This window comes from Pseudomonas sp. 1D4, assembly GCF_001728925.1.
Taxonomy (GTDB): domain Bacteria; phylum Pseudomonadota; class Gammaproteobacteria; order Pseudomonadales; family Pseudomonadaceae; genus Metapseudomonas; species Metapseudomonas otitidis.
Map to the genome: position 1 here is coordinate 1 of NZ_LXJQ01000019.1, position 24,262 is coordinate 24,262.

At 70.7% G+C, this 24,262-nt stretch carries 20 protein-coding genes; 13 read left to right on the forward strand and 7 right to left on the reverse strand.

Annotated elements, in window-relative coordinates; all coding sequences use genetic code 11:
- Window positions 1-41 precede the first annotated feature (41 nt).
- Window positions 42-326 carry a hypothetical protein gene (locus tag A7D27_RS11835; RefSeq protein ID WP_069565000.1) on the reverse strand — a complete coding sequence of 95 codons (285 nt, stop codon included), beginning with the start codon at window positions 324-326 and terminating at the stop codon, window positions 42-44.
- Here A7D27_RS11835 and A7D27_RS28675 point away from each other — a divergent pair.
- Window positions 316-1,008 (forward strand): M24 family metallopeptidase, encoded by a 693-nt coding sequence (locus A7D27_RS28675; protein WP_371914816.1) that lies wholly within the window; start codon window positions 316-318, stop codon window positions 1,006-1,008. The two genes, A7D27_RS11835 and A7D27_RS28675, sit on opposite strands and share 11 nt — an antisense overlap.
- A gap of 118 nt (window positions 1,009-1,126) precedes the next feature.
- Here A7D27_RS28675 and A7D27_RS11845 read toward each other — a convergent pair whose 3' ends face one another.
- From A7D27_RS11845 to A7D27_RS11870, 6 genes are read right to left on the reverse strand one after another with little or no spacing between them, the layout of a single operon-like run.
- On the reverse strand, window positions 1,127-2,374 hold the full coding sequence (locus A7D27_RS11845) for an MFS transporter (RefSeq protein WP_069565002.1): 1,248 nt from the start codon (window positions 2,372-2,374) through the stop codon (window positions 1,127-1,129).
- A 1-nt stretch (window position 2,375) separates the two neighbouring features.
- Entirely contained in the window at window positions 2,376-4,370 is a 1,995-nt protein-coding gene (locus A7D27_RS11850; RefSeq protein ID WP_069565003.1) for a TonB-dependent receptor, read from the reverse strand.
- A gap of 31 nt (window positions 4,371-4,401) precedes the next feature.
- Window positions 4,402-6,144 carry an ABC transporter ATP-binding protein gene (locus tag A7D27_RS11855; RefSeq protein WP_069565004.1) on the reverse strand — a complete coding sequence of 581 codons (1,743 nt, stop codon included), beginning with the start codon at window positions 6,142-6,144 and terminating at the stop codon, window positions 4,402-4,404.
- Entirely contained in the window at window positions 6,141-7,889 is a 1,749-nt protein-coding gene (locus tag A7D27_RS11860; protein ID WP_069565005.1) for an ABC transporter ATP-binding protein, read from the reverse strand. The genes A7D27_RS11855 and A7D27_RS11860 overlap by 4 nt, the downstream gene beginning before the upstream one ends.
- Window positions 7,886-10,600, reverse strand: coding sequence for an AMP-binding protein (locus tag A7D27_RS11865; RefSeq protein WP_069565006.1), 2,715 nt, complete (start codon window positions 10,598-10,600; stop codon window positions 7,886-7,888). The genes A7D27_RS11860 and A7D27_RS11865 overlap by 4 nt, the downstream gene beginning before the upstream one ends.
- 12 nt (window positions 10,601-10,612) lie before the next feature.
- A complete protein-coding gene (locus A7D27_RS11870; RefSeq protein ID WP_069565007.1) occupies window positions 10,613-12,340 on the reverse strand; it encodes a CoA transferase in 1,728 nt (575 codons plus the stop codon).
- 299 nt (window positions 12,341-12,639) lie between these two features.
- Here A7D27_RS11870 and A7D27_RS11875 point away from each other — a divergent pair, with 299 nt between their 5' ends.
- From A7D27_RS11875 to A7D27_RS11930, 12 genes are all read left to right on the forward strand, one after another.
- Window positions 12,640-13,575 (forward strand): AraC family transcriptional regulator, encoded by a 936-nt coding sequence (locus tag A7D27_RS11875; protein ID WP_044407622.1) that lies wholly within the window; start codon window positions 12,640-12,642, stop codon window positions 13,573-13,575.
- Between the two features lie 32 nt (window positions 13,576-13,607).
- Window positions 13,608-14,666: an aminotransferase class I/II-fold pyridoxal phosphate-dependent enzyme gene (locus tag A7D27_RS11880; RefSeq protein ID WP_069565008.1), complete on the forward strand. Its 1,059-nt coding sequence runs from the start codon at window positions 13,608-13,610 to the stop codon at window positions 14,664-14,666.
- A 2-nt stretch (window positions 14,667-14,668) separates the two neighbouring features.
- Complete coding sequence (gene moeB, locus A7D27_RS11885) at window positions 14,669-15,868, forward strand: molybdopterin-synthase adenylyltransferase MoeB (protein WP_069565009.1); 1,200 nt, start codon at window positions 14,669-14,671, stop codon at window positions 15,866-15,868.
- A gap of 11 nt (window positions 15,869-15,879) precedes the next feature.
- Window positions 15,880-16,287 (forward strand): Mov34/MPN/PAD-1 family protein, encoded by a 408-nt coding sequence (locus tag A7D27_RS11890; RefSeq protein ID WP_069565010.1) that lies wholly within the window; start codon window positions 15,880-15,882, stop codon window positions 16,285-16,287.
- Window positions 16,288-16,317: 30 nt separating this feature from the next.
- Complete coding sequence (locus A7D27_RS11895) at window positions 16,318-16,611, forward strand: MoaD/ThiS family protein (protein WP_069565011.1); 294 nt, start codon at window positions 16,318-16,320, stop codon at window positions 16,609-16,611.
- Window positions 16,612-16,622: 11 nt separating this feature from the next.
- Window positions 16,623-17,456 carry a tryptophan 2,3-dioxygenase gene (locus A7D27_RS11900; protein WP_069565012.1) on the forward strand — a complete coding sequence of 278 codons (834 nt, stop codon included), beginning with the start codon at window positions 16,623-16,625 and terminating at the stop codon, window positions 17,454-17,456.
- 17 nt (window positions 17,457-17,473) lie between these two features.
- On the forward strand, window positions 17,474-18,820 hold the full coding sequence (locus A7D27_RS11905; protein WP_069565013.1) for an NAD(P)/FAD-dependent oxidoreductase: 1,347 nt from the start codon (window positions 17,474-17,476) through the stop codon (window positions 18,818-18,820).
- Window positions 18,817-19,683 (forward strand): alpha/beta hydrolase, encoded by an 867-nt coding sequence (locus A7D27_RS11910; RefSeq protein ID WP_069565014.1) that lies wholly within the window; start codon window positions 18,817-18,819, stop codon window positions 19,681-19,683. The genes A7D27_RS11905 and A7D27_RS11910 overlap by 4 nt, the downstream gene beginning before the upstream one ends.
- A complete protein-coding gene (locus tag A7D27_RS11915; protein WP_069565015.1) occupies window positions 19,680-20,090 on the forward strand; it encodes a heme-binding protein in 411 nt (136 codons plus the stop codon). Before A7D27_RS11910 ends, A7D27_RS11915 begins: the two co-directional genes overlap by 4 nt.
- Window positions 20,091-20,189: 99 nt before the next feature.
- Window positions 20,190-20,861 (forward strand): nitroreductase, encoded by a 672-nt coding sequence (locus A7D27_RS11920; protein WP_069565016.1) that lies wholly within the window; start codon window positions 20,190-20,192, stop codon window positions 20,859-20,861.
- Between the two features lie 101 nt (window positions 20,862-20,962).
- Window positions 20,963-22,963 (forward strand): U32 family peptidase, encoded by a 2,001-nt coding sequence (locus A7D27_RS11925; RefSeq protein ID WP_069565017.1) that lies wholly within the window; start codon window positions 20,963-20,965, stop codon window positions 22,961-22,963.
- A gap of 503 nt (window positions 22,964-23,466) precedes the next feature.
- Window positions 23,467-23,964, forward strand: coding sequence for a BRO family protein (locus A7D27_RS11930; protein WP_069565018.1), 498 nt, complete (start codon window positions 23,467-23,469; stop codon window positions 23,962-23,964).
- Window positions 23,965-24,262 lie beyond the last annotated feature (298 nt).

Below are 24,262 nucleotides of genomic sequence, written 5' to 3' on the forward strand. Positions count from 1 at the left end.
GCCGGTGAGGCGGCTGATCGGCAGCAGTTGCAGCCAGCCCGTCACCACGCCGTCGAGGAAGGCCCCGGCGGCTTCGCGGTGGCGCAAGGCACCTCGATGTGCAGCTGGTAGCGCAGAGCCTCCGCCGAGCTGTAGCGCTGCCATAACCCGTCGAGGAAGGCTCGCAAGATCACGGGGCAGTGCACCGCCTCGCTGCCTTCGGCGAAGGCTGCCTGCTCGGTGCTGCGGGCTTGCTCGATGATGGCCGCCCAGACGCCGTCCTGGCTGCAGAAGTGGTAGATCAGCATGCGGTGGCTGATGCCGCTGGTCTCGGCGATGCCCCGCACGGGTCGCCGACTGGCTGTGCGACCAAGGGGGCCGGCCGGGCGAGCCGGTGGAGCAACTGCGGCTGGTCAAGTCCCCCGCCGAGATCGCCCTGATCCGCCGCGCCGCCCACTACGCCGACCGGGGCGTGGCCGAGCTGTTCGTCCATTCCTACTACGGCGCCACCGTGGCCGAAGGCTTCGCCCGCATCAGCCAGGTGACCCAGGCCATCATCCGCGAGACGCCGAGTTGGGACGCCCTCGCCACCCGCGTGCTGATGGCCAGCTTCCCCGCCCCGCTGAGCGCCATGCCCCACGCCGTGCCGTCGCCTGGCGACCGCCTGCTGGCAGGCCCCCATGTGACCCTGGTGCTGACGCGAGTGAACGGCTACGCCGCCGAGAGCGAGCGCACCTACTTCACCGCCCCGCCCACGCGCCAGGAACGCCAGCTGTTCGCGCTGATGGCCCAGGCCCGGCGCATCGGCCTCGGGCTGTGGCCTGCGCCGAGATCGACGCGCAGATCAACGCCCTCCTCGCCCACGAAGGCGTCGGCAGCCCGGCGCAGCGCCTGCACCGCTGCGGCCACGGCTCCGGCCTGGGGAACCATGAAGGCCCCTGGCTGGCCCAGGGCTCGGACGACGTGCTGGCCGCCGGCATGGTCGTCTCCATGGAGCCGGGCATCTACCTGCAAGGCGTGGGCAGCTAACGCCATTCCGACACCCTGCTGATCACCGAGAACGGCTTCCAGCCGCTGACCCACGCCCCCGGCCTCGACGAACCCCTCGTCCTGCAACGCCGTGCCCTGGGGCTGGAGCGACAACCCGTCAGGGCGCCGCCTGCGCCGGTAACCGCTCGGCAAGGTCCTGCCCGTGGCGGACGAAGCGCCGGCTCCAGGCCCAGACCGCGGCCATGCAGAGGATCAGCCCCGCCAGCATGCCCAGGTAGCCCAAACGGTCGAGCAGGATGCCGGCAAGCATCGGCACCAGGGTGCGGGTCAGTACGAACAGGCTCGATTGCAGGCCGTAGTCGACGGCGGTCAGGCCGGCGCGGGTGTGGTTCATCATCATCCCGAACAGCAGGCCGGCCGAGGCGCCCATCACCAGTGCCAGCAGCAGGGTGCAGGCCACCAGCCAGGGCACGCCGGCACCGCTGGCCACCGTGCCGGCCAGGGCACCAAGGGCCACCACACCGGCCAGCGCGCAGGTCGGCAGGGCCCGCTGCAATCCACTGCGCCGGGCCAGGTGGCCGCCGAGTGCACTGCCCACGGCCCCCACCACACCGCCGAGTACGCCGGCCACCAGCGCCACCTGCTCGGGCGGCAGGCCCTGGTCCAGCAGCAAGGGCTTGAGATAGACCCAGGCGGCGCCGATGAAGGGGAAGTAGAGCATCAGCATCACCACCCAGCGGCGCCGTTCGGCGCTGCTGAAATAGGCCAGCCATTGGCCGACGCCCACCTGCCGGGCCTGCACGCCATCCGCCTGCGCCAGGGTGGCACGCGGCATCAGCCACAGGCCCAGGGCAGCCAGCAGCAGCCCGCCGCTCAGCGCCCAGAACGGCCAGGCCCAACCGGCGCGTGCGTGCAGCATCAGCATCACCCCGCCGCCCACCACCGCCCCCAGGGAGCTGGCGGCGGAGCGGATGATACCGGCGCGCTGGCGCTCCTCTGCCGGCAAACAGCGGATCGCCAGGGCGTTGACCGGCGCATCGGCCCAGGTGCCGAGCAGGCTGGCCAGCATGGCCAGGGCGAACAGCGGCACGAAGCCGGCCTGCTCGATGCCCAGGCAGGCTAGGCCGACGAGGCTGGCGGCATAGCCGGCCATCAGCACCAGGCTCCAGCGGCGGTAGCCGGGCGCGCCCCGGGCCCAGCGGTCCACCGGAGCGCCAAGCACGAACTTGAGCACCGCCGGCAGCCCGGCCAACTGGAACAGGCCGATCTCGGTGCCGCTCCAGCCGTGCTGGCGCATCACCAGCGGCAAGCCGAGGTAGAGGTAGATCAGGGGCGCGGTCATGGCGAAGTTGACCCAGCCCAGCAGCAATTGCAGGGGCCAGTGGGAAGGGTTCGGACGGTCCATGTCAGAGCTTCCAGGTCACGCGCACGCCGAGTTCGCGGGGCGGGCTGTAGACGGTGATGAAACCGTTCTGGTAACCCACCGCGTCGTACTCGCGGTCAGCCAGGTTGTTCACGTAGCCGCTCAGCTCCCACTGCTCGTAACGCACGCCGGCGCTGAGGTTGACCAGGGCGTAGCCGTTGCGGGTGTACTGGTTGGCCGCGTCCAGGTAGACCTTGTCGCTGCCCACCAGGTTGCCCTGCACGTACCAGCCTTCCGGGTCGTCGTAGCGCAGGCCCAGGTAGCCGCTGAGGTCGGGGGCGAAGGGGTTGTGGTGCCCGTCGTAGCGGGCGCTGCCGTCCTGGAAGCTGTCGAAGCGCGTGCGGTTCCAGGCCAGCCCGGTCTGCACGCTCCAGCGGGCGCTGAGCAGGTACTCGGCATCCAGGTCCAGCCCCTTGGACGTGGCGCTGGCAGCGCTGGTGATGTACTGCACGCCCGGGCTGGGCATCTGCATCACCTGCATGTCGGTGACGTCCATGTAATACGCCGCCAGCGAGTAGCGCAGGCGCTCCTCCAGGGTCCGGCCCTTGATGCCGAGCTCGTAGGACCAGACCTTCTCCGGCTCGAACGCGGCGTAGTGGGTGGCGGCCGAGAGCACGTTGAAACCGCCGTTGCGCACGCCCTTGCTGGCACTGAGGTAGACCTGGTTCTGCTCGGCGAAGGCGTACTGCAGCGCCACCTTCGGCGAGAACGACGACCAGCTCCGGGACTGGCTGGCATCGCCACGGGGGTCGATGCTCGCCCGGTAGCGCTCCACCCGCCCGCCGAGGGAGAGGGTCCAGTCCGGGGTCAGGTGCAGGTTCCAGTGGCTGAATGCAGCGAGCGTGCGGCTGCTCTGGTCCAGGCGCAGCTCCTGAACGAAGGGGCCGCGCTGGCTGACGTTGCGCAGGTCGTTCTCGCTGCTGTCGGCGTAGACCCCGGCCAGCCAGTCGGCAAGGCCCCACTGCCCTTCCAGGCGCAGCTCCTGAGACAGGGTGCGCAGGCGCAGGTCACGGGCAATCATCGAGAAGTTGGCCGGCAGGAAGTCGGTGTCCTGCTGGATACGGTCGTGGAAGTCGTTGTAGGCGGTGATCGAGCGCAGGTTCAGGTCATCCCCCAGGCTGTGGCCGATGTTCAGCGACAGGGTCTGGCCCCAGGAGCGGTTCCAACTGTCGGTGCCCGAGGCCACGTGATTGCGCCGCGCCGTGGGCGCGCCCCACAGCGAGGCGTCGTCGTCATAGGCCTGGCGCGCATAGCGCAGCACCATGTCGGTGCCCGCCTGGGGCACCAGGCGCAGGCCGGCGTTGAGGTTGTAGCGTTCGCGGTCGTCGGCCTGCTTGCCGAGGGCGTCGTTGCGGATGAAACCGTCCTGACGTTGCCATTCGCCCGAGACGCTGCCGAACAACCGCTCGTCCACCAGCGGGCTGCTCAGGGCGAAGCGCGTGGCGCGCTTGTCGCGGCTGCCCGCTTCAGCGGACACGCTGGCCCGCGCCAGCTCGTCCATCGGCTTGCTGTACACCGCGATCACCCCGGCCTCGGCATTGCGCCCGTAAAGGGTCGACTGCGGCCCGCGCAGCACCTCGATGCGGTCGATGTCGATGAAGCGGTTCTCGAAGCCCTGGGCGGTGAGGGTCGGCACGTCGTCCACCAGCATCAGCGTCGAAGTGGACAGCGCGTTGAAGTTGGCAGTGAGGCCCCGCATCACCGGGGAGTTGATGCCCGACTGGCCGAAGGGCTGGAACGACAGCCCCGGCACCCGCCCTTCCAGTTGCTCGAAGCCGGTGATGTGCTCGTCTTCCAGGGTCTGCCCATCGATCACCTTGACGCTGGCCGGCACCGCGTCGAGGCTGCGCGGGACCTTTTCCGCATTGACGCTGACCTCGGGCAGGCTCAATGCCTCCGCGGCCTGGAGGGCCGGGCAGGACAACGCCAGCGCGGTGCTGACCCAGACGTGGGTGCGGGTACGACGACTTCTGACCATCGCGAATCTTCCTTGTCGGCGCCTGGCGCCGTTACTGAGTGGGTTGGGCCAGCAGCCGCGCGTAGGCGTCGCAGCGGGCCAGCAGGGTCGAATGGGTGCCCTGGTCGCGCACCTGCCCGTCTTCGAGCAGCACCACCCGGTCGGCCTGGGCGATGGTGCTGGGGCGGTGGGCGATGAGCAGCAGCGTGCGCTGCCCGCGCAGGCCCAGCAGGGCCTGCTGCAGGGCGTACTCGCTGTGGGCGTCGAGGCTGGAGGAGGCTTCGTCCATCACCAGCACCGGCGCCTGCGACAGCAGCGCACGGGCGATGGCGACGCGCTGGCGCTGGCCGCCGGACAGGCGCGCGCCGCCCTCGCCGCAGCGGGTCTGGTAGCCCTCCGGCAGCGCCTGGATGAAGTCGTGCGCCTGGGCCTGGCGCGCGGCGGCCTCGATCTCCTCGGTGGTGGCATCGGGGCGGGCCAGGCGCAGGTTGCCCTCGATGCTGTCGTCGAACAGGTAGGCGTCCTGGCCGACCCAGGCGATGCCTTGGCGCAACCCGGCCAGGGGGATGTCACGCACGTCCACGCCGCCAACGCGGATGGCCCCGCCTTCGACGTCGTAGAAGCGCATCAGCAGATTGGCGCAGGTGGTCTTGCCGGCTCCCGAGGCCCCCACCAGCGCCACCATTTCGCCAGGACGGACCTGGAAGTCGACGCCTTGCAGGACCGGGCGACCGCCATGGCTGAAGCGCACCTGGTCGAACTCCAGGCGTGCGCCCTGGGGCTGCTGGCGGCCTTGGTCACGCACCCGTGGCGGCTGGCGCAACAGCCCCAGTACCCGGCCGGCGCTGGCGCGCACGGCGCCGAGCTGGCCGGCCTCGCGAGCCACGTCGGCCATGGGCAGCAGGGCCGCACCGACCAGCATCACCGCCAGGGGCAGTTGCGCCAGGTCCAGCAGGCCGATCTGCAGCAGCCAGGCGCCGCAGGCCAGCGCACTCACCAGGGCCAGGGCCTGGATCAGCTCGATCACCCCCTGCTCGGCGCCGCTGCGCAGGGCATAGCGGCGCTGCTCCAGCCGCAACCGGGCCAGCAGACGACCCAGGCGCGCTTGCCAGGCCGCCTCCTGGTTGAACAGGAGGATCTCCCGGCGCGCCTCGATGCCTTCCAGCACTTCGGCGTTGAGCCCGGCCAGCGCCTCGTTCATCGCCCGCCCCTGGCGCAGGGCGCGCCCGCCAAGCCAGAACGGCACGCTGGCCAGGGCCGCCAGGAACGGCAGCAGCGCCAGGGTCAGCCAGGGCTGGATGGCGGCCAGGGCCAGCAGCGCCACCAGCGGCACCAACACGGCGCCGATGGCATCGGTGAGGGTGTGGGCGAAGAAGTGCTCCAGGGCCTGGGCGTCATTGAGCGCCACGTTGGCCTGCTCCCCTCGCCGCACCCCAGCCTGCACGTCCGGTGCGGCCCGCTCCAACCCCTCGTAGCTGCCGACCTGCAGGGTCTCGATCAGGTGGAAGGCGAACACATGGGAGACATGGGCCTGCCACCAGCGCCCACCGGCACCGGCCAGGGCACAGGCGAGCATCGCCGCCGCCACCGGCTGCCACAGGCTGGCCGGGGCATCGGTCAGCACCAGGCCGATCAACCAGCCGCCGAGGGCCAGGCTGCCCACCATGCCGGCCTGGGCCACCAGGGTGGCGACCAGGGTTTGCGCCAACAGCGCCGGCTGCCCGGCCGACAGCCGCAGCAGGTCACTCCAGCGGCTGCCTTCGCCGGCGCGGATCGCATGGGGATTGCCTTTCATGCCAGGGCTCCTTCGCTCAGAGGTTGGGTTTCGTGGGCGTGCTGCAGGGCCCAGAGGCGCGCATACAGGCCCTGGTGGGCCAGCAGGCTGCGGTGGTCGCCGCTCTCCACCAGGCGCCCCTTGTCCAGCACCAGGATGCGGTCGGCATGGCGCACGGTGGCCAGGCGGTGGGCGATCACCAGCATCGAGCGCTGCCCGCGCAGGCGCTCGATGGCCGCACCGATATGCGCCTCGCTGGCCACGTCAACGTTGGCAGTGGCCTCGTCGAGCAGCAGGATCGGCGCGCCCTTGAGCCAGGCGCGGGCAATGGCCACACGCTGGCGCTGGCCGCCGGAGAGCCGGTTGCCGCCCTCGCCCACCGGCGTCGTCAGGCCCTGCGGGAGGCTGGCGACCCAGGGCTCCAGCGAGGCCAGCCGGCACGCTTCGGCCAGGGCCTCGGGGCTGGCGTCCGCCGCCCCCATGCGCAGGTTGTCTTCCAGGCTGCCGTGCAGCAGCACGCTCTGCTGGAACACCCCGCTGACGCGCTGGTAGAGGTCGGCGGAGCACAACTGGCGGATATCCACGCCACCGAGGGTGACGCGCCCTTCCTGGGGGGCGATGAAGCGCATCAGCAGCGCCGCCAGGGTGGACTTGCCCGCCCCGGAGGGCCCCACCACGGCCACGCACTGGCCGGGTTCCAGGGTGAAGCTGAGGTTCTGCAAGGCCGGGGCCTCACTGCCGGGCCAGCGGAAGGTGACGCCCTCGAAGGCCACCTCGTGGCCGGCCGGCAACGGCTCGGGCCGGGCCGGTTCGGGCACCGGCGGCTGCGCTGCCAGCAGCTCGGCCACGGGGGCTGCGGCGCCGTTGCCCGACCAGGCGACGTGGAAGGTCTTGTCCAGCTTCTCCAGGGTGCGGAACGCTTCGCGGGCCAGCAGCACGGCAGCGAACAGGGCGAAGGCCGACAACTTGCCGGCACCGGCACGCTGGACGCTGAGCAGCGTGACCAGCGCCAGGCCGCCGAGGCTGAGCAACCCGGTGACGCCATTGCGCATCAGGATGCCGTGCAGCACCTCCATCGCCTGCCGGCGCAGGTCGCGGGCCTGGTCGCGCAGGGCATCGCGGCGCCGGTCCTGGGCGTTGAAGGCCTTGAGCGTGGTGACCCCGCGCAGGCTGTCCAGCAGGTGCGCCGAGAAGCGCCCGATGCTGGTGAACAGCCCCCCGGCCGAGGGGCGCCGCCAGCGCAGCCAGAGGCGATCGACGAAGGGCAGCGACAAGGCGCCCACGGCGGCCACCAGGGCCGAGCGCGGGTCGAACAGCGCCATCAGCACAAGCAGCCCGCTGCCCCCCAGGGCCGCGCCGATCACCGCCGGAATGTAGCGGCTGTAGTAGGCCTGCAGGGCCTCGACGTTGTGGATCAGGGTGGTGCTCAGCCCGGCGCTGTCATGCTCGCCGGGTGCCTGCCCGGCCACCCGCAATACCTGGGGCAACAGGCGCTGGCGCAGGTGCTGCCGGGTCAGCCCGGCGACGCGCATGGCCAGCACCTCGGCCCCGCCGTTGAGGGCGATGCGCAGCAGTGTCAGGCCGAGGAAGGCGCCCAGCGGCGTCCACAACGCTGCCAGCGGCTGGCCCTCGAACAGGCCGGCCAGTGCCCAGGCCAGGCAAAGGGCCAGGCCGGCGTTGCAGGCGCTGACCGCGAGCTGGCCGCAAGCGGCCAGGGCGATGGCCGGGCGCAACGGCCGCGAGAGGTTCCACAGCACACGGCTCATGCGACCTCCCCGGCATCGCCGCGCACCGCCCAGATGCGCTGGATGGGCAGGCCGCGCAGCGGCGCGGACTCGATCTGCTGCCAGCCCTGCTCCTCCAGCAGGCGCTGCACCGCGCCCAGGGCATGGCAGTCGCCGGCCTCGGTCAAGCTGAGCATCTGCGCGGCGAACAGGCGCGGAATGGGCTCCTGCTCCGCCGGCGCGTCCGAGCGCATGAAGCCGGCGATGAGCAGCCGCCCGCCCGGTTTCAGCCAGGCCTGCAGGCGGCCCAGCAGGCGCCGGCATTCGGCCTCGTCGAAGTGGTGCAGGACCTGGCTGAGGATGATCAGATCCACCTGTTGGTCCGGCTCCACGGTGAAGATGTCGGCACCGATGAAGCGTGTGCGTTCACGCACCCCGAAGGTCTCGGCGGTGCTCCAGAACAGCTCGGCACTGGCCGGCCAGTCCACCCCGCAGAGGCTCACCGCCGGGCACTCGGCCGCCAGGGTGAAGCCGTAGGTGCCATTGCCGCAGGCCAGGTCCAGCACGCTCGGCTGCTGCCGCTGGGCCAGCCACGGCAGCACCTGCTGCGCCAGGCGCTGGGCGGTGACTCGCGCGGTGTTGGCGATGCCCCGGGAGAATTCGCCCCAGTACGGATGGTTGGCGGCCTCCAGGCCCTGGGGCAGGACGCTGCCACCAGCCACCACGGCGTCCTTGAAATGGCGGAAGGCGTCCCACATCAGGTCGGCGGTGTAGACCTGCGCCAGCCCGCCCACGTAGTGCGGCGAACTGCGCTGCAGAAAACGCTCGGCCAGCTCACCCAGGCGGTAGTAGGCCTGCCCCGGCTCCTGGCGGAGCAGGCCCAGGCCGGCCAGGGCGTCCAGCAGGATACGGGTGCCACGCTCGCTGGCGCCGGTGCGCTCGGCCACGGTGCGGGCGCTGGCGCCCTCGCCCAGGTGGTCGAACACCTGCAGTTCGATGGCGGCCCGCAGCACGCCGGCCCGTTCGACGCCCATCAGCAGGTCGATCACCGGTTGCGCGGAGACGGCCGGGCGTGGCGTCTGCAGGCTCTGCAGCAGGGCCGCCTGGTCGACCTTGCCGGACGGCGCCAGGGGCAGCTCCGGCACGCAGGCCAGGGCGTCGGGCAACTGGCTGGGCTGGGCGCCCACTTCGTCATTGAGGAAGCCGCGCACCTGGGCGAGGGTCAGCGGCGGCTGCCCCGCCTTCATCACCACGAAGGCGTGCGTGCGCGTGGCGCCGTCCTCCAGCGGGGCATTGAGGACCACGCACTGGGCGATGGCCGGGTGCTCGCGCAGCAGGTGCGCCACCTCCACCAGGTTCACCTTGTGCCCGCCGCGCATCACGGTGTCGGCGCGGCGCCCGACGATGCGCAGCCGGCCATGGGCGTCCAGTTGGCCACGGTCGCCCAGGCGCACCCAGCCGTCCGGGTGGCGGTACTGGCGGTCCAGCTCGGGGGCGCGGTAGTAGCACAGCGGGGTCATCGGCCCCCGTGCCCAGATCTCCCCCACCTCGCCTGGCGCGCACTCGCGCCCCTGCTCGTCGCGGATGCTCAGGCTGACCACTGCCGGGTCGGGCCGGCCGACGGTCTGCACGGTCACCTCGGGGGCGTCATCCAGGGCGGTGTGGCAGGCCACGCCGTCCGCCGAGCCGTAGGACTGCACCAGGGCACAGCCGAAGTGCCGACGCACGCCGGCCAGGGTCTGCGCGCTGAGGGCCGAGCCGCCGCTGACGATGGCCTCAAGCGCGCTGAAATCCAGCGCCTGCCCTTGCGCCGATTGCAGCAGGGGGCTGGCCAGCAGCATGTCCACCATGTTGGGCCCGGCGAACAGGTGGGTGACGCGCTGCTGGGCGACCAGCCGCAGCACCGCGTCGGCCTCGAAGCGGTCCAGGCAGATCAGCGCGCCACCCAGGGAAGCCAGGGTGCAAGGCGTGCCCAGGGAGCCGAAGGGTGACGCCAGGGGTACGGCGAACAGCGCCCGCATGGCCTCGGGCTGGCGCGCCAGGCCGTTGAGGTAGGCACTCTGCCCACCGACCAGGGCGTTGTGGGAATACAGCACCAGCTTGGGCTCGGACTCGGAGCCCGAGGAGGCGATCAGCCGGGCGCCGGCATCCGGGTCCACCCGGTGGCCTTCGGTGTTCCAGGCCGGCCCCTCCCAGCACTGGTCCAGATCCGGCCAGTCCTGGTAGCACTCGCCGTGTACCAGCACATGGGCCAGCGCCGGCAACGCGGGGCGCAGGCCGTCCACCAGAGCGGCGTAGTCGGCCTCGCCCACCTGGCGCTTGCAGATCAGCACCCGCGCGGCGGACTTGCCGAGCATGGCGAGGGTGTCGCGCTTGCGCCGCCCCAGGGGGTACGGCAGCACGATGCCGCCCAGGGCCGCCACGGCCAGGTCCACGGCGCAGGCGCGCCAGCCATTGGGCAGGTTCACCGCCACCACCACGCCAGGCCCGACGCCAAGCTGGTGCAGCACCTGGGCCAGGCTGAGGCTGCGCGCTCGCAACTGGGCGAAGCTCAGGCTCGCAGCCCCTTCGGTGACAGCGACCGCCAGGGGCCGTGAGCGGGCAATGTCGAGGAAGGACTCGAACAGGCTCTTGTGGGGATAGATGCCCTCGGCCCGCCAGTGTGCGCGAAGGTGCGCGGGGACGCAGTCCGGGGCTGTGTAGCGGCCACCGGAAACAGGGGGCTGCACGGCGGACAGGTGTTCGTTAGCCATGGGGTATCGACCTCAAGCGTTGATGATCCAGGGGCTGGCGGTACGCAGGCCGTATTCGTCACGGCCCAGGGCACAGCCCAACCAGGGGTGGGCGCCGACATCGGCGGCGCAGCGGGAGATGCGGCTGGCGGGAATGCCCCGCGCAGCCAGGTGGGCCAGGGCTTCGCCACTGGCCAGGTGCCCAAGGCTCGCCACCTCGGAGGGGTCGGCACCGTCGAGCATCAGGTGGCCGTCGGCACAGGCCAGTACCTGCCCCGCGTCGGCAATGGCGGCCTCCAGCAGCAGGCCGGCGGCGCCGCTCATGCTGGAATCGAGGCCGCCGGCCAGGCCGTGGACGTGGCGCTGGTAGAGCGCGGCAACCAGACCCTCGGCCAGGGCAGCGCCGCCCAGCACGTCCACCAGGGTGAGCAGCGCCCCGGCCGGCCGGTCGTGCTGCTGGATGCAGGCGGCCAGGCCGCTGTGGGCCTGGATCATGAAGTCGGTGCCCAGAGGGTCGTCCGGCCCAGGGTGACGCCCGCAGCCGGAGGCCGAGCCGTACACCAGTCCCGGGGCATGGCGGCGCAGCGCCTCGGCGGTCAGCCCCAGGCGCTCGGCGCGTCCGGGCGCCCAGTTGTGCAGGAAGGCATCGCAGCCCTCCAGCAACTGCCCCAGGCGGGCCTGCCCGGCTTCGCTGCGCACGTCCAGCTCGACCCAGGGCTTGCCCCGGTTGATGGCCTGGAAATGCACGGACAGGCCGCCCACCAGCGGCGCCATGCCGCGCATCGGATCACCGCCCGGTGGCTCGATGCGCGTGACCTGCATGCCCAGCTCCCGCAGCAGGTGCCCCGCCAGCGGCCCCTGGATCAGCCGGCAGGCCTCCAGCCCCGCCAGGCCGGCCAGGGGCTGGGCCGCACTGGAGGGCGCGCGCGCCAGGGCAGCGGCCGATACGGGCGGCTCAAAGGCCCAGGGGCCTTGGGCGCACGCGGCCTGGGGCGTGAGGCGCAGGGCGCAGAGGTTGACCCCGGCATCCCGTGCCAGGCAGTTCAGGTCGGCCAGGCGGTGGCGCGCACAGGCGCGGAACAGCGAGGGCGGCAACCACGCCGTGGCGGTGGTGTAGCGCTGCATGAACGACGGCCAGCCGGCGGCGATGTCCGCCAGGGACACCCCCAGGCCCTCCCAGAAGCGGCGCCAGGCCTCCGGGTCGAGGGCTTCCAGCTCGAAGCGCAGGCCCTCGCCACTGGTGAAGGGCGGGTGCTGCCAATCGGCGCCACCCGGCACCGGCAGCACCTGCCCGGCATCGTCCATCGCCAGGTACTGGGCCATCGCCAGCAGGCCGGCGCCGCCCAGGCTGAGGTGCACCTCGTGGCTGCTGCTGCCCCGGCGCTGCCCGAGCAGGGCGGCCACGGCTGCGGTGGACGCCAGGGAGGCCGTCAGCACCGCAAGGTAGTCCACCCCCAGGGTGAACAGCCCACCGGCGCTGCGCCCATGCCAGCCCACCAACCCGCAGGCCGCCTGGGCCAGCGCCTCGCTCACCGGCTGCACCCCACAGGGCCAGCCGCGCACATATAAGGTGACCCGCGCGCCGGCGGCATCCTCCAGCCAGGCCGTCAGTTGACCTTCCAGGCCTTGCACACCCGCTGCCGCGCACACCCGCGCGCCCAGCAAGCCCATGCGCAGGGCCAGCGCCTCGCGGGTGGCCTGCAGCCCGGTCGGAGCTTCGGCCAGCCGCAGGGTCACGCCTTCCAGGGGCCGTATCGACATGAACAACTCCTTCGTTCCTGTTCGCGCTTCCTGCACCCGGAGCGCCGAACCCCTCTATCTCCAGGGCCTGCGGCAATCCGTTGCAGGTCGATGGGAGGATCATACTTCCTTGATTAATGCTAATCATTCGCATTACATATGCACTCCGGCGATTTCCATATGCAGTTCCGGCGAGGCAGTTTTTTGCGCACTTCGCCTGTGCTCTGATGCGTCGGCGAACCCAGTCAAGGACGGTGATCACTGCGCCCGGATGGAGCCCCGCACAGGCACACCGGGCGAGTGATGAGGAGTGATTTGCTATGAACGGTTTGGCACAACCCAAGCTGGCCAGCGCCCAGCAACTCAAGGAATGGACGCGCCACCAGACGGCATCGGCCCAGGGCCAGGCGCTGATCGAGCGGCTGGACTGCGAGGCCGGGTTCTCCCTGGTGCGCTCGCGGGTCTCCTCGGGGCGCATCCTGCGGGAGGTCTGCGAGCACGATGGCAACGACCGCACCCTGGTCATCACCTTTGGGCTTTCCGGCCAGTCCGAGTTTCTCGACCGGGTCGGCAATGCCCTGCCCTTCGCGGCGAACCACACCACGGTCTCGGTGTTCCAGGCCGGCACCGGCGAGCGGCGCTACGCCGCCAACGAGCCCATCCAGCAACTGCGCCTGGTGGTGTCGGAGTCGACCCTGACCCGCTACATCGGCCCCGAGCGCTGCGGCCGCCTGCTGGGCAAGGCCCTGCGCCACAACGAGAGCTTCCGGCAGATCGCCTACAACGGCAGTTGCAGCAGCGAACACCTGCGCTTCTTCAAGAACCCCCGGGTCGGCGAGCACGACGGCCTGCGCCAGCGCATCCATGCCCTGAGCCTGCTGGCCGAGCAGCTCAACCTGCTGGCCCCCGCCACACCCCAGGCCGAGCGCATCAGCGGCCGTGACCTGGACGTGATGGAGCGGATCGAGGCCTACATGCGCGCCAACCTCGGCCAGCCGCTGAACAACGCCTGCCTCTGCGCCGCGCTGGGCATCAGCGAATACAAGCTCAAGGAATGCTTCCGCCACGCCTACGGCACCAGCCCCGCCCACCACCTGCTTGAGATGCGCATGCAGCGTGCGCAGGAGCTGCTCGCCGCCGGCTACCGGGTCTCGGAGACGGCCTACCAGGTGGGCTACCAGCACCCGAACAACTTCAGCGCCGCCTTCCTCAAGTTCTTCGGCTACACCCCGAAGTCGGTACGCAGCGGCCGCTAGCCACCCACGAACGCCCAACCCGGGAACCTGACATGAACCACCTATCCAGCGCCCGCCACGCGGCGGGCGAAGGGGACGCTTGCGCCTTGCAAACGCCCCTCTGCCTCAACCTCAACGAGTCCCCCTACGGCGTACCGCCGGCTGCCCGACAGGCGGCCAGCGAGGCCATCGGCCTGTCCTCGCGCTACCAGTTCGAGCGGGTGGAGGCGCTGCGCCAGGCCCTTGCCCAGCGCCATGGCGTGCCGCTGGAGTGGGTCTCGCTGTACCCCGGCTCCAACCGTGCCCTGCACTACGCCACCCTGGCCTTCACCCGAGCCGATGCGCCGCTGGTGGTAGCCGCGCCGGGCTACCCGGTGCCCGAGCAGGCCGCACGCCTGCATGGCCGGGCGGCGTGCCGGGTGCCCCTGCTGGCGGACGGCGGGCACGACGTGCAGGCCATGCTCGCCGCCAGCGAGGGCGGGCTGATCTACATCGCCAACCCCAACAACCCCACCGGCACCGTCACCCCCCACGCAGCGCTGCTGGCTCTGGTGCAACAGGCCGGCGCCCTGCCCCACCCGCCGATGGTGCTGATCGACGAGGCCTACCTGGAGTTCAGCGACGAGCCTTCGATGATCCCGGCAGTCAGCGCCCACCCCGGCCTGGTGGTCACCCGCACCTTCTCCAAGATCCACGGCCTCGCCGGGCTGCGCCTGGGCTATGCCATCGCCCAGCCCGCCGTGCTGGACCGCATGCACACCCAGCCGGCCCACGACGTGCCGGTGCCGGCCGTTGCCGCCGCGCTGGCCTGTCTGCACGACGAGGCCGAATGCGTCCGGCGCAAGGCCGCCAACACCGCCCAGCGCGAGGCCTTCTGCGCCTGGCTGGACCGCCAGGGCCTGCGCTACAGCCCGTCCCGGAGCAACTGCGTGCTGATCGACTGCCAGCGCCCGGCCGCAGAGGTGATCGCCACCCTGGCCGCAGGCGGCATCCGCGTCGGCCGCCCCTGGCCCGGCCTGGAACAGCGGCTGCGCGTGACCCTCGGCACCCCCGATGAAATGACCCGGCTCCGGCACGCCCTGAGCCAGGCCCTCGACCTGCCCCGGAGCTGAACATGACTGCCTTTACCCCGACTCCCCTGCCCCGCACCCTCGGCCCCCTGGTCAGCGACCAGGCCACCCTCAGCGCCGAGGAGCGCGCCCGCTACAGCCGCCACATCCTGCTGCCGGAGTTCGGCCTGGCCGGCCAGCAGCGCCTGAAGAACGCCCGCGTGCTGGTGATCGGTGCCGGCGGCCTGGGCTCACCGACCCTGCTCTACCTGGCAGCGGCCGGTGTCGGCACCCTGGGCATCGTCGACTTCGACCGGGTGGACGCCTCCAACCTGCAGCGCCAGGTGATCCACCGCATGGACACCCTCGGCGAGCTGAAGACCGAGAGCGCCAAGCGCACCATCGCCGCGCTCAACCCGCACGTGCAGGTGAACCTGCACGACCTGCGCCTGGACAACGACAACGCCGTGGCGCTGTTCCAGGGCTACGACCTGATCATCGACGGCGCCGACAACTTCGCCACCCGCTACCTGGTCAACGACGCCTGCGTCCTGGCCGGCAAGCCCTACGTCTGGGGCTCCATCTACCGCTTCGAAGGCCAGGCCAGCGTGTTCTGGGAAAACGCCCCCGGCGGCGGCCTGAACTACCGCGACCTCTACCCCGAGCCGCCCCCGCCGGAGCTGGCGCCGTCCTGCTCGGAGGGCGGCGTGCTCGGCGTGCTCTGCGCCGCCGTGGCCTCGGTGATGGGCACCGAGGCGATCAAGCTGCTGACCGGGATCGGCGAATCCCTGCTGGGCACGCTGATGGTCTACGACGCCCTGCGCATGCGTTACCGCTACCTGCCCCTGCAGCGCGACCCGCAGCGCCAGCCCATCACCGCGTTGCAGGACTACCCGCAGCTGTGCGGCCTGGGCCAGCCCACGGCACCGGCCGCCCCCGTGCCGGTGATCAGCCCGCAGGATCTGCAGGCCCTGCTCGGCAGCGGGCAGCCGCCCCGGTTGATCGACGTGCGCGAGCCCAACGAGTGGGACATCGTCCGCATCGAAGGCGCCGACCTGTTGCCCAAGGCCCGTGCCCTGGCCAGCCTCGGCCAGGGGCCGCTGGCCGACCGCGAGCAGCCCTACGTGATCTGCTGCAAGGGCGGCAGCCGCTCCCGCGAGGTGGTCGAGGCCATGCTCGCCGCCGGCTACCACAACGTGCGCAACCTGCAGGGCGGCGTGCTCGCCTGGGTGCGTGACGTAGCCCCCGACCAGCCCCGCTACTGAGGACGGCCCCGATGCTCACCCTGCCCGCCGCCCTGCGCGATGCCATTGCCCACCAGGCCCGCACCGAGCACCCGCTGGAATGCTGCGGGTTGATCGCCGCCGTGCCCGGCGAGCCCGGCAGCCTGCGCCTGGTGCCGATGCACAACGCGGCCCAGGCCGAGGACTTCTTCAGCTTCGAGCCCCTGCAGCAACTGCGCGTGTGGCGCGAGATGAACGGCCGGGGCGAAGTGCCCCTGGTGCTCTACCACTCCCACACCGCATCCCGGCCCTACCCCAGCGACACCGACGTGGAGTACGCCGCCGCCTTTCCCGAGGTGTTCCACCTCATCGTCGGCACCGATCCCCGCTTCGACCTGTCGATGCGCTGCTTCCGCATCGAGGACGGCCGAGTCCTGGAGCAACCGCTGGCCTTCGACTGAACCCCATGCCCCCGACCACGAGGAACCGCCATGTCCATCACCGTCCACATCCCCACCACCCTGCGCGACCTGACGGCCGGCGCAGCCCAGGTCAGCGCCCGGGGCGACAGCCTGGGTGAAGTCATCGACGACCTGGAGCGCCGCTGGCCGGGCCTGGAGCAGCGCCTGCTGAAGGGCGGCACCCTGGTGCGCTTCATGAACCTGTACGTCAACGACCAGGACGTGCGCTTCCACGGCGGCCTGGAGGCCCGTGTCGCCCCCGGCGACGAGATCACCATCCTGCCCGCCGTCGCCGGTGGCCAGGACTGCCGGAACCCGGCATAGGAGCGGCAACCATGGGATGCCCCTTTTCCGGCGCCAGGAACGCCCTGGCGACCCGTACCGGCGACGGCCGCTACGGCGACTACCTGAGCCTGCAGCACATCCTGCACAGCCAGGTGCCACGCTCGGAGGTGCCGGACGAACTGCTGTTCATCATCCAGCACCAGACCGCCGAACTGTGGATGAAGCTGATGCTTCACGAGCTGACCCTCGCCACCCACCAGGTCGGCCGCCAGGACCTGCCCCGCACCTTCAAGGCGCTGACCCGCGTGCAGCGGATCATGGAGCACCTGATCCACGCCTGGAGCGTGCTCGCCACCCTCACCCCCAATGACTTCCTGGCCATGCGCCCGGCCCTGGGCAGCGCCTCCGGCCACCAGTCGGTGCAGTTCCGCGAGATCGAATTCCTCCTCGGCAACAAGTGCGCCCGCCACCTGGAAGACCACGCCGAAGACCCGGCAGCACTGCGCGCCCTGCAGGCCCGGTTGCTGGCGCCCTCCCTCTACGACGAGGTGGTGCGCCTGCTGGCCGCGCGCGGCCTGCCCATCGACCCCGCGCGCCTGCACGCCGCCGTCGACGAGCCCACCGGCTACGACGCCTCGGTGGAAGCCGCCTGGCTCAACGTCTACCGCGCCCCCGACGCCCACCGCGACCTCTACGAGCTGGCCGAGCAACTGGTGGCGCTGGAGGACAACGTCAGGCACTGGCGCTTCCGCCACATCGGCATGGTCGAGCGGGTCATCGGCCGTCGCCAGGGCACCGGCGGCAGCAGCGGCGCCGACTACCTGCGCAAGACCCTCGACACGCTGCTGTTCCCCGAACTGTGGAACCTGCGCACCGTCCTCTGAACCCAGGAGATTTCCCGATGGCAGAACATCGCACCGCCCTGATCGTCGGCGGTGGGCTCACCGGCCCATTGCTGGCGTGCCTGCTGCAGCGCCAGGGCTGGCAGGTCACCGTGCTCGAACAACGCCCCGATCCGCGCCTGCACACCGCCCAGGCCGGCAAGTCGATCAACCTCGCCCTGGCCGAGCGTGGCCTGCAGGCCCTGCGCCAGGCCGGCCTGGACGCTGCCGTGCTGGCCGGCGCCGTGGCCATGCACGGCCGGCGGGTCCATGTGCCGGGCGTGCCGGAGCAATTCCACGCCTACAGCAGCCGAGCCGGGGATGCCATCTGGTCGATCCAGCGCGACCGCTTCAACCGGCTGCTGCTGGACGCGGCACAGGCAGCCGGCGCCCAGCTGCACTTCGACACCCCGCTGGCGGGTATCGACTGGGCGCGCCGCGAGGTCATCGCCGGTGGCCAGCGCTGGCCCTTCGACCTGCTGGTGGGCGCCGACGGTGCCGACTCCGGCGTGCGCCGGGCCATGGCCGAAGGCGCCCCCCTGGGCGAACGCCGCGAACGCCAGCCCCACGGCTACAAGGAGCTGAACATCCCCGCCTCCGGGCGCCTGCTGGCCGATGCCCTGCACATCTGGCCCCGAGGCGGGCACATGAGCATCGCCCTGCCGAACATCGACGGCAGCTTCACCACCACGCTGTTCCTGCCCCACGACGACGGCAGCGCCGACTGCTTCGCCCAACTGCCGGACGGCCCCACCGCGCGACGCTGGTTCGACACCCACTACAGCGACCTCTCCGCCGAACTGCCGGACCTGGAGGCGGACTTCGAGCACAACCCCATCGGCCAGCTCGGCACCCTCTGGCTGGAGCGCTGGCATGCCCAGGGCTGCGCGGTGCTGGTGGGCGATGCGGCTCACCCGATGGTGCCGTTCCACGGCCAGGGCATGAACTGCGGGCTGGAGGACGTGCTGGCCCTGGCCCGCCACCTGGCCCGGCCGCAACCCCTGGACGCCGCCCTGCAGGCCTACGCCGAGGAGCGCCGGCCCAATGCCGGCGCAATCCAGGCCATGGCCCTGGAGAACTACGTGGAAATGCGCGAACGGGTGCGCGCAGCGGACTACCAGTTGGAGCGCCAACTGGCCGCGTGGCTGGAGGCCCGCCACCCGGGGCGCTTCGTGCCGCGCTACAGCATGGTCACCTTCAGTTGCCTGCCCTACGCCACGGCCTTCGCCCGGGGCGAGGTGCAGGCCCGCCTGCTGCGGGAAGCCGTGCAGGGTTGCGAGCGCTTCGAGCAGATCGACCTGGCCAAGGCCGAGCGCCAGTTGCTCGACCGCCTCGCCCCCCTGCACCCCCTGGAGGGCGCGGCATGACGGCCCTGCATGACGCCCCCTTCGGCCTGCACCTGCCCCTAGAGCAGCGCGAGCGGGCCTACTCGCCGAGCAGCCTGGCGCCCGGCTTCGCCGAGACGCTGCAGCGCTACCACCGTGACAGCCGCGCCGCCGAGGCCCTCTGCGGCCCGGCCGAGGTGCTGCCCTACGGCCCCTCACCCCGGGAGAAGGTCCTGCTGCTGCGCGCCCCCCGACCGGCCAGGGCCACCCTGGCGTACGTACACGGCGGCTACTGGCAGGAGCTGAGCGCCGAGGACTCGCTGTTCCACGCCCCCGGGCTGCACGCTCAGGGCTACGACCTGGCGGCGGTCGGCTATCGCCTGGCGCCCGGGGCGCGCCTGGAACAGATCGTCGAGCAGGTCGCCAACGCCCTGCTCCACCTGCGGGCGGTGCTGCTGGCACGGGGGCGCGCACCGCACCTGGTCCTTGCCGGCAGCTCCGCCGGGGCGCACCTGGTGGCGATGATGCTCAGCCACCCCTGGGAGGGGCCGCCGCCGTTCCAGGCGGCCCTGCTGGTCAGCGGCATCTATGAACTGGCACCGCTGATCGGCACCTACATCGACCAGCCGTTGCAGCTCACGGCGGCGCGTGCCGCCGCCCTCAGCCCCCTGCGCCAGGTGCCCAGCTGCGAAGTCCCGGTGGCCCTGGCCTGGGGCGAGCGGGAAACCGATGCCTTCCAGCAGCAGAGCCGCGCCATGGCCCGCCACCTGGCCCGCTACCTGCCGGTCACCGCAGTGCAGCCCTGCGCGGGGCGCGACCACTTCGACATTCTCTTCGACCTCACCGAGCCGGCCAGCCCCCTCGGCCGCTGCCTCGCCAGCCTCACCCCGGAGCCCAAGCGATGAACCAGCGCCCATGCCTCAGCGACCCGGACATCCAGGCCATGGCCCAGGCCGCCCGCGCCTTCGCCCGCCAGCAACAGTGGGCGGTGACCGTGGCCATCGTCGACGACGGCGGCCACCTGCTGCACCTGCAACGCCTGGAGGACGCCAGCCCCATGAGCGTGGAGATGGCCACCGCCAAGGCCCGCACCGCCGCGCTGACCCGGCGGCCGACGCAGTTCTACGAGGAACTGATCCTCGGCCAGGGCCGGCTGTCCTTCCTTGCCACCCCGATGACCGGCCTGCTGGAAGGCGGCCTGCCGATCCGCATCGGCGACATCGTGGTCGGCGCCATCGCCGTCTCGGGCGTCACCTCCGCCCAGGACACCCAGGTGGCCCAGGCCGGGATCGACGCCCTGAACAGGGATTGAGCCCCGGCAGCCGCGCCCTCGTCCCTGGCGGTTCTGCTGCTTGCGGCGAACGCCCAGGGCGGCTTCACTGGCGCGGTCCGCCCTGCTGCCGAGGTTTCCATGTCCGTCGTCGAACTGCTCCAGCAACGCACCTCCATCCGCGCCTTCACTGACCAGCCGGTGGACGCCGCCACCGTCCACGCCCTGCTCGATGCCGCGCGCTGGTCGCCCTCCGGCGGCAACCTGCAGCCCTGGCAGGTGATCACCGTGGCCGGGGCCGAGAAGGCCGCCGTCGAGCGCCTGGCCACCGAGACCCTGCTGCGCAACCCGGCCGGCGAAGCCGACGAATTCCCCATCTACCCGGCCGCCCTCAGCGAGCCCTACCGCACCCGCCGCTACCAGGTGGGCGAAGCGCTCTACGCCCTGCTGGGCGTCCCCCGCGAGGACAAGGCCGGCCGGTTGCGGGCCCTGGCGCGCAACTTCCAGTTCTTCGGCGCGCCGGTGGGGCTGTTCTTCGTCATCGACCGCAGCATGGGCCACGGCCAGTGGGCGCACCTGGGCATGTTCATGCAGTCCCTCGCCCTGGTGGCTCAGGAGCGCGGCCTCTCCACCTGCATGCAGGAGGCCTGGGGCATGGTGCGCCAGGGCCTGCACCGGCACTTCGCCCTGGCCGATGACCAGGTGCTCTACTGCGGCATGGCCCTGGGCCACGCCGACCCGCAGGCGCCGGTCAACCAGCTGCGCTCCGAGCGCGCCCCGGTGGAGGCCTTCGCCCGCTTCCAGGGCTTCTGAAGCCGGCAGCGGCAGGCGCGCTCGTCGGGACGGGTGCCGGCACCACGGGCTGCCGCTACAATGCGCGCCTTGCCCGTGTCGCCTGATAAAGAAAAAACACCATGTCCTTGCCCAAGCACCACCTCGAACTGCTCAGCCCCGCCCGTGACGTGCACATCGCCCGCGAGGCCATCCTGCATGGCGCCGACGCCGTCTACATCGGCGGGCCGAGCTTCGGCGCGCGGCACAACGCCTGCAACGAGGTGGCCGATATCGCCCAGCTGGTGGAGTTCGCCCACCGCTTCCACGCCCGTGTGTTCGTCACCATCAACACCATCCTCCACGACGACGAGCTGGAGCCGGCGCGCGCGCTGATCCACCAGCTGTACGACGCTGGCGTCGACGCGCTGATCGTCCAGGACATGGGCGTGATGGGCCTGGACATCCCGCCGATCGAGCTGCACGCCAGCACCCAGACCGACATCCGCACCCTGGAGCGGGCCAAGTTCCTCGACCAGGCCGGCTTCTCCCAGCTGGTGCTGGCCCGCGAGCTGAACCTGCAGCAGATCCGCGCCATCGCCGACGAGACCGATGCTGCCATCGAGTTCTTCATCCACGGCGCGCTGTGCGTGGCCTTCTCCGGCCAGTGCAACATCTCCCACGCCCAGACCGGCCGCAGCGCCAACCGGGGCGACTGCTCCCAGGCCTGCCGCCTGCCCTACACCCTGAAGGATGACCAGGGCCGCGTCGTCGCCTTCGAGAAGCACCTGCTGTCCATGAAGGACAACAACCAGAGCGCCAACCTCAGCGCGCTGGTGGATGCCGGCGTGCGCTCCTTCAAGATCGAAGGGCGCTACAAGGACATGGGCTACGTGAAGAACATCACCGCCTACTACCGCCAGCGCCTGGACGGCATCCTCGAAAACCGCCCGGACCTGGCCCGCGCCTCCAGCGGCCGCACCGATCACTTCTTCGTGCCCGACCCGGACAAGACCTTCCACCGTGGCAGCACCGACTACTTCGTCACCGACCGCAAGATCGACATCGGCGCCTTCGACTCCCCCACCTTCACCGGCCTGCTGGTGGGCCATGTGGAGAAGGTCAACAAGCGCGACCTGCTGGTGGTGACCCAGGAGCCGCTGTCCAACGGCGACGGCCTCAACGTGCTGGTCAAGCGCGAGGTGGTGGGCTTCCGCGCCAACATCGCCGAGCCCAAGGGCGAGTTCGAGGAAGACGGCGAGAAGCGCTACCGCTACCGCGTCGAGCCCAACGAAATGCCCGAGGGCCTGTTCCGCCTGCGCCCCAACCACCCGCTCTCGCGCAACCTCGACCACAACTGGCAGCAGGCCCTGCAGAAGACCTCCTCCGAGCGCCGTGTCGGCCTCTCCTGGGTCGCCAAGCTGCGTGAAGAGCGCCTGGAACTGACCGCCACCAGCGAGGAAGGCGTCAGCGCCAGCGTCGCCCTGGACGGCCCCTTCGGCGCTGCCAACAAGCCCGAGCAGGCCCTGGAGCAACTGCACGACCTGCTCGGCCAGCTGGGCACCACGATGTACCACGCCGACGCCGTGGAGCTGGACGCGCCCCAGGCCTTCTTCATCCCCAACTCCCAGCTCAAGGCCCTGCGCCGCGAAGCCATCGAAAAGCTCACCGAAGCCCGCGTCGCCGCCCACCCCCGTGGCGGTCGCAAGGCCGAAACCAACCCGCCGCCGGTGTACCCCGAGGCACACCTGTCGTTCCTCTACAACGTCTACAACCAGAAGGCGCGGGACTTCTACCACCGCCACGGCGTGCAGCTGATCGACGCCGCCTACGAGGCCCACGAGGAAGCAGGCGAAGTACCGGTGATGATCACCAAGCACTGCCTGCGCTTCTCCTTCAACCTCTGCCCCAAGCAGGCCAAGGGCGTCACCGGCGTACGCACCAAGGTCGCACCGATGCAGCTGGTGCACGGCGATGAAGTGCTGACCCTGAAGTTCGACTGCAAGCCCTGCGAAATGCACGTCATCGGCAAGATGAAGGGCCACATCCTCGACCTGCCCCAGCCCGGCAGCGCCGCGTCCCAGGTGGTCGGCCACATCAGCCCCGACGACCTGCTCAAGACCATCCGCCGCGCCCCGCACTGACCGCCCCTCCAAACGCCCAGGCCCCCGTAGCCTGGGCTTCAGCCCAGGACAACCCACTCCCGGGCTGAAGCCCGGGCTACACCACCAACACCCCGCCCCCACAACACCCAAGCCCCCCGGCCCCCCGTAGCCTGGGCTTCAGCCCAGGAAAACCCACTCCCGGGCTGAAGCCCGGGCTACGCCGCGAACACCATCGCCCGAACCCCTTGCCCTCGCACCTGCCCATCCCTATCCTGCGCCGGTCACGGTCAATCCCGTGGCCGGGTTTGACAGCCCGAATTAGTAGGCGCGATTGCGCCGGATGGCGCATGCGAGAAACGGCGAATGTTTCTTGCAGGCATCGGTGCGCATGCAGTTTTTACTGCACCGCTCTATGGCAGATCGCGCGGGGAGACCCTCGGGTCTGCCGGTCCTACTAACCGGTCTGTCAACCCCGTGCGATTTGCCACCCTTCGACTGACAGCGGATGGCGGCAAGTAAATGGACTTAGTAGGAGTCACGCCATGCATGACGCATTCACCCCCATCACCTTCCAACGCCACTGCCATCAACTGCGCGCCGTCATGATCGACAACCGCCCCTGGTTCGTCGCCCTCGACTTCGCCCTGATGATCGCCGCCACCCGGCCCTACCGCCTGACCAAACGCCTCTATCCCCACCAATTCCGCTTCGCCTTTCTGCGCTACAGCACAGGGCGCTGCGAAGAGGTGGAACTGGTCAGCGAAGCCGGCCTCTATCGCGCCCTCTACCGCTTCGGCCACCCCGAACACTGCGCCCTCAGCCAATGGCTCAGCGACGAAGTGATCCCCACCCTCCACGACTACCACCGCGACCCGCAGGCCAGCCCGCGACGCATCCTCATGACCTGGGCCAACCAACGCATCGCCGCCCTGCATTGGCAAAGCGAAACCTGGATCGCCCGGCAGGACCTGCCGCGTTTCATGGCGGTGCATGACGATCCGCGGCTGGGGGATGGGCCGAGTTGGAAGCGGTTTTTCTAAGGTGCAGAAATGAAAAAACGCCGCATGGGAGTGCGGCGTTTTTAAGAATGGCAGCTCTCGGCCAAAAGCGGGCATCGAAATTTACCCTTGTGGTGCTAAGCACGGCTTCACTGCACGAGGTGGAAAAGTCAATCTGCCCCTTTTCTACTTAGTTATGTCATGCGCGTGAAGTTAATGACCAACTGGCAGGTCGCCTCGCTGCCGAGCAACCGATGCGCGTCCCAATCGTCGGCCATCAGAGTTGAGGTAGCACTTGACGAGTGTCTCGTGGCGGCCTAACGATGTCATGGGTCGACAG

What these genes read in the sequence shown, in the direction of transcription:
- A7D27_RS11915 (WP_069565015.1), top strand. Translation starts at nt 19,680, where the DNA reads ATGAACCAGCGCCCATGCCTCAGCGACCCGGACATCCAGGCCATGGCC.
- A7D27_RS11890 (WP_069565010.1), top strand. Translation starts at nt 15,880, where the DNA reads ATGCTCACCCTGCCCGCCGCCCTGCGCGATGCCATTGCCCACCAGGCC.
- A7D27_RS11905 (WP_069565013.1), top strand. Translation starts at nt 17,474, where the DNA reads ATGGCAGAACATCGCACCGCCCTGATCGTCGGCGGTGGGCTCACCGGC.
- A7D27_RS11845 (WP_069565002.1), bottom strand. Translation starts at nt 2,374, where the DNA reads ATGGACCGTCCGAACCCTTCCCACTGGCCCCTGCAATTGCTGCTGGGC.
- A7D27_RS11855 (WP_069565004.1), bottom strand. Translation starts at nt 6,144, where the DNA reads ATGAAAGGCAATCCCCATGCGATCCGCGCCGGCGAAGGCAGCCGCTGG.
- A7D27_RS11870 (WP_069565007.1), bottom strand. Translation starts at nt 12,340, where the DNA reads ATGTCGATACGGCCCCTGGAAGGCGTGACCCTGCGGCTGGCCGAAGCT.
- A7D27_RS11880 (WP_069565008.1), top strand. Translation starts at nt 13,608, where the DNA reads ATGAACCACCTATCCAGCGCCCGCCACGCGGCGGGCGAAGGGGACGCT.
- moeB (WP_069565009.1), top strand. Translation starts at nt 14,669, where the DNA reads ATGACTGCCTTTACCCCGACTCCCCTGCCCCGCACCCTCGGCCCCCTG.
- A7D27_RS11865 (WP_069565006.1), bottom strand. Translation starts at nt 10,600, where the DNA reads ATGGCTAACGAACACCTGTCCGCCGTGCAGCCCCCTGTTTCCGGTGGC.
- A7D27_RS11860 (WP_069565005.1), bottom strand. Translation starts at nt 7,889, where the DNA reads ATGAGCCGTGTGCTGTGGAACCTCTCGCGGCCGTTGCGCCCGGCCATC.
- A7D27_RS11850 (WP_069565003.1), bottom strand. Translation starts at nt 4,370, where the DNA reads ATGGTCAGAAGTCGTCGTACCCGCACCCACGTCTGGGTCAGCACCGCG.
- A7D27_RS11920 (WP_069565016.1), top strand. Translation starts at nt 20,190, where the DNA reads ATGTCCGTCGTCGAACTGCTCCAGCAACGCACCTCCATCCGCGCCTTC.
- A7D27_RS11900 (WP_069565012.1), top strand. Translation starts at nt 16,623, where the DNA reads ATGGGATGCCCCTTTTCCGGCGCCAGGAACGCCCTGGCGACCCGTACC.
- A7D27_RS11895 (WP_069565011.1), top strand. Translation starts at nt 16,318, where the DNA reads ATGTCCATCACCGTCCACATCCCCACCACCCTGCGCGACCTGACGGCC.
- A7D27_RS11930 (WP_069565018.1), top strand. Translation starts at nt 23,467, where the DNA reads ATGCATGACGCATTCACCCCCATCACCTTCCAACGCCACTGCCATCAA.
- A7D27_RS28675 (WP_371914816.1), top strand. Translation starts at nt 316, where the DNA reads ATGCCCCGCACGGGTCGCCGACTGGCTGTGCGACCAAGGGGGCCGGCC.
- A7D27_RS11925 (WP_069565017.1), top strand. Translation starts at nt 20,963, where the DNA reads ATGTCCTTGCCCAAGCACCACCTCGAACTGCTCAGCCCCGCCCGTGAC.
- A7D27_RS11910 (WP_069565014.1), top strand. Translation starts at nt 18,817, where the DNA reads ATGACGGCCCTGCATGACGCCCCCTTCGGCCTGCACCTGCCCCTAGAG.
- A7D27_RS11875 (WP_044407622.1), top strand. Translation starts at nt 12,640, where the DNA reads ATGAACGGTTTGGCACAACCCAAGCTGGCCAGCGCCCAGCAACTCAAG.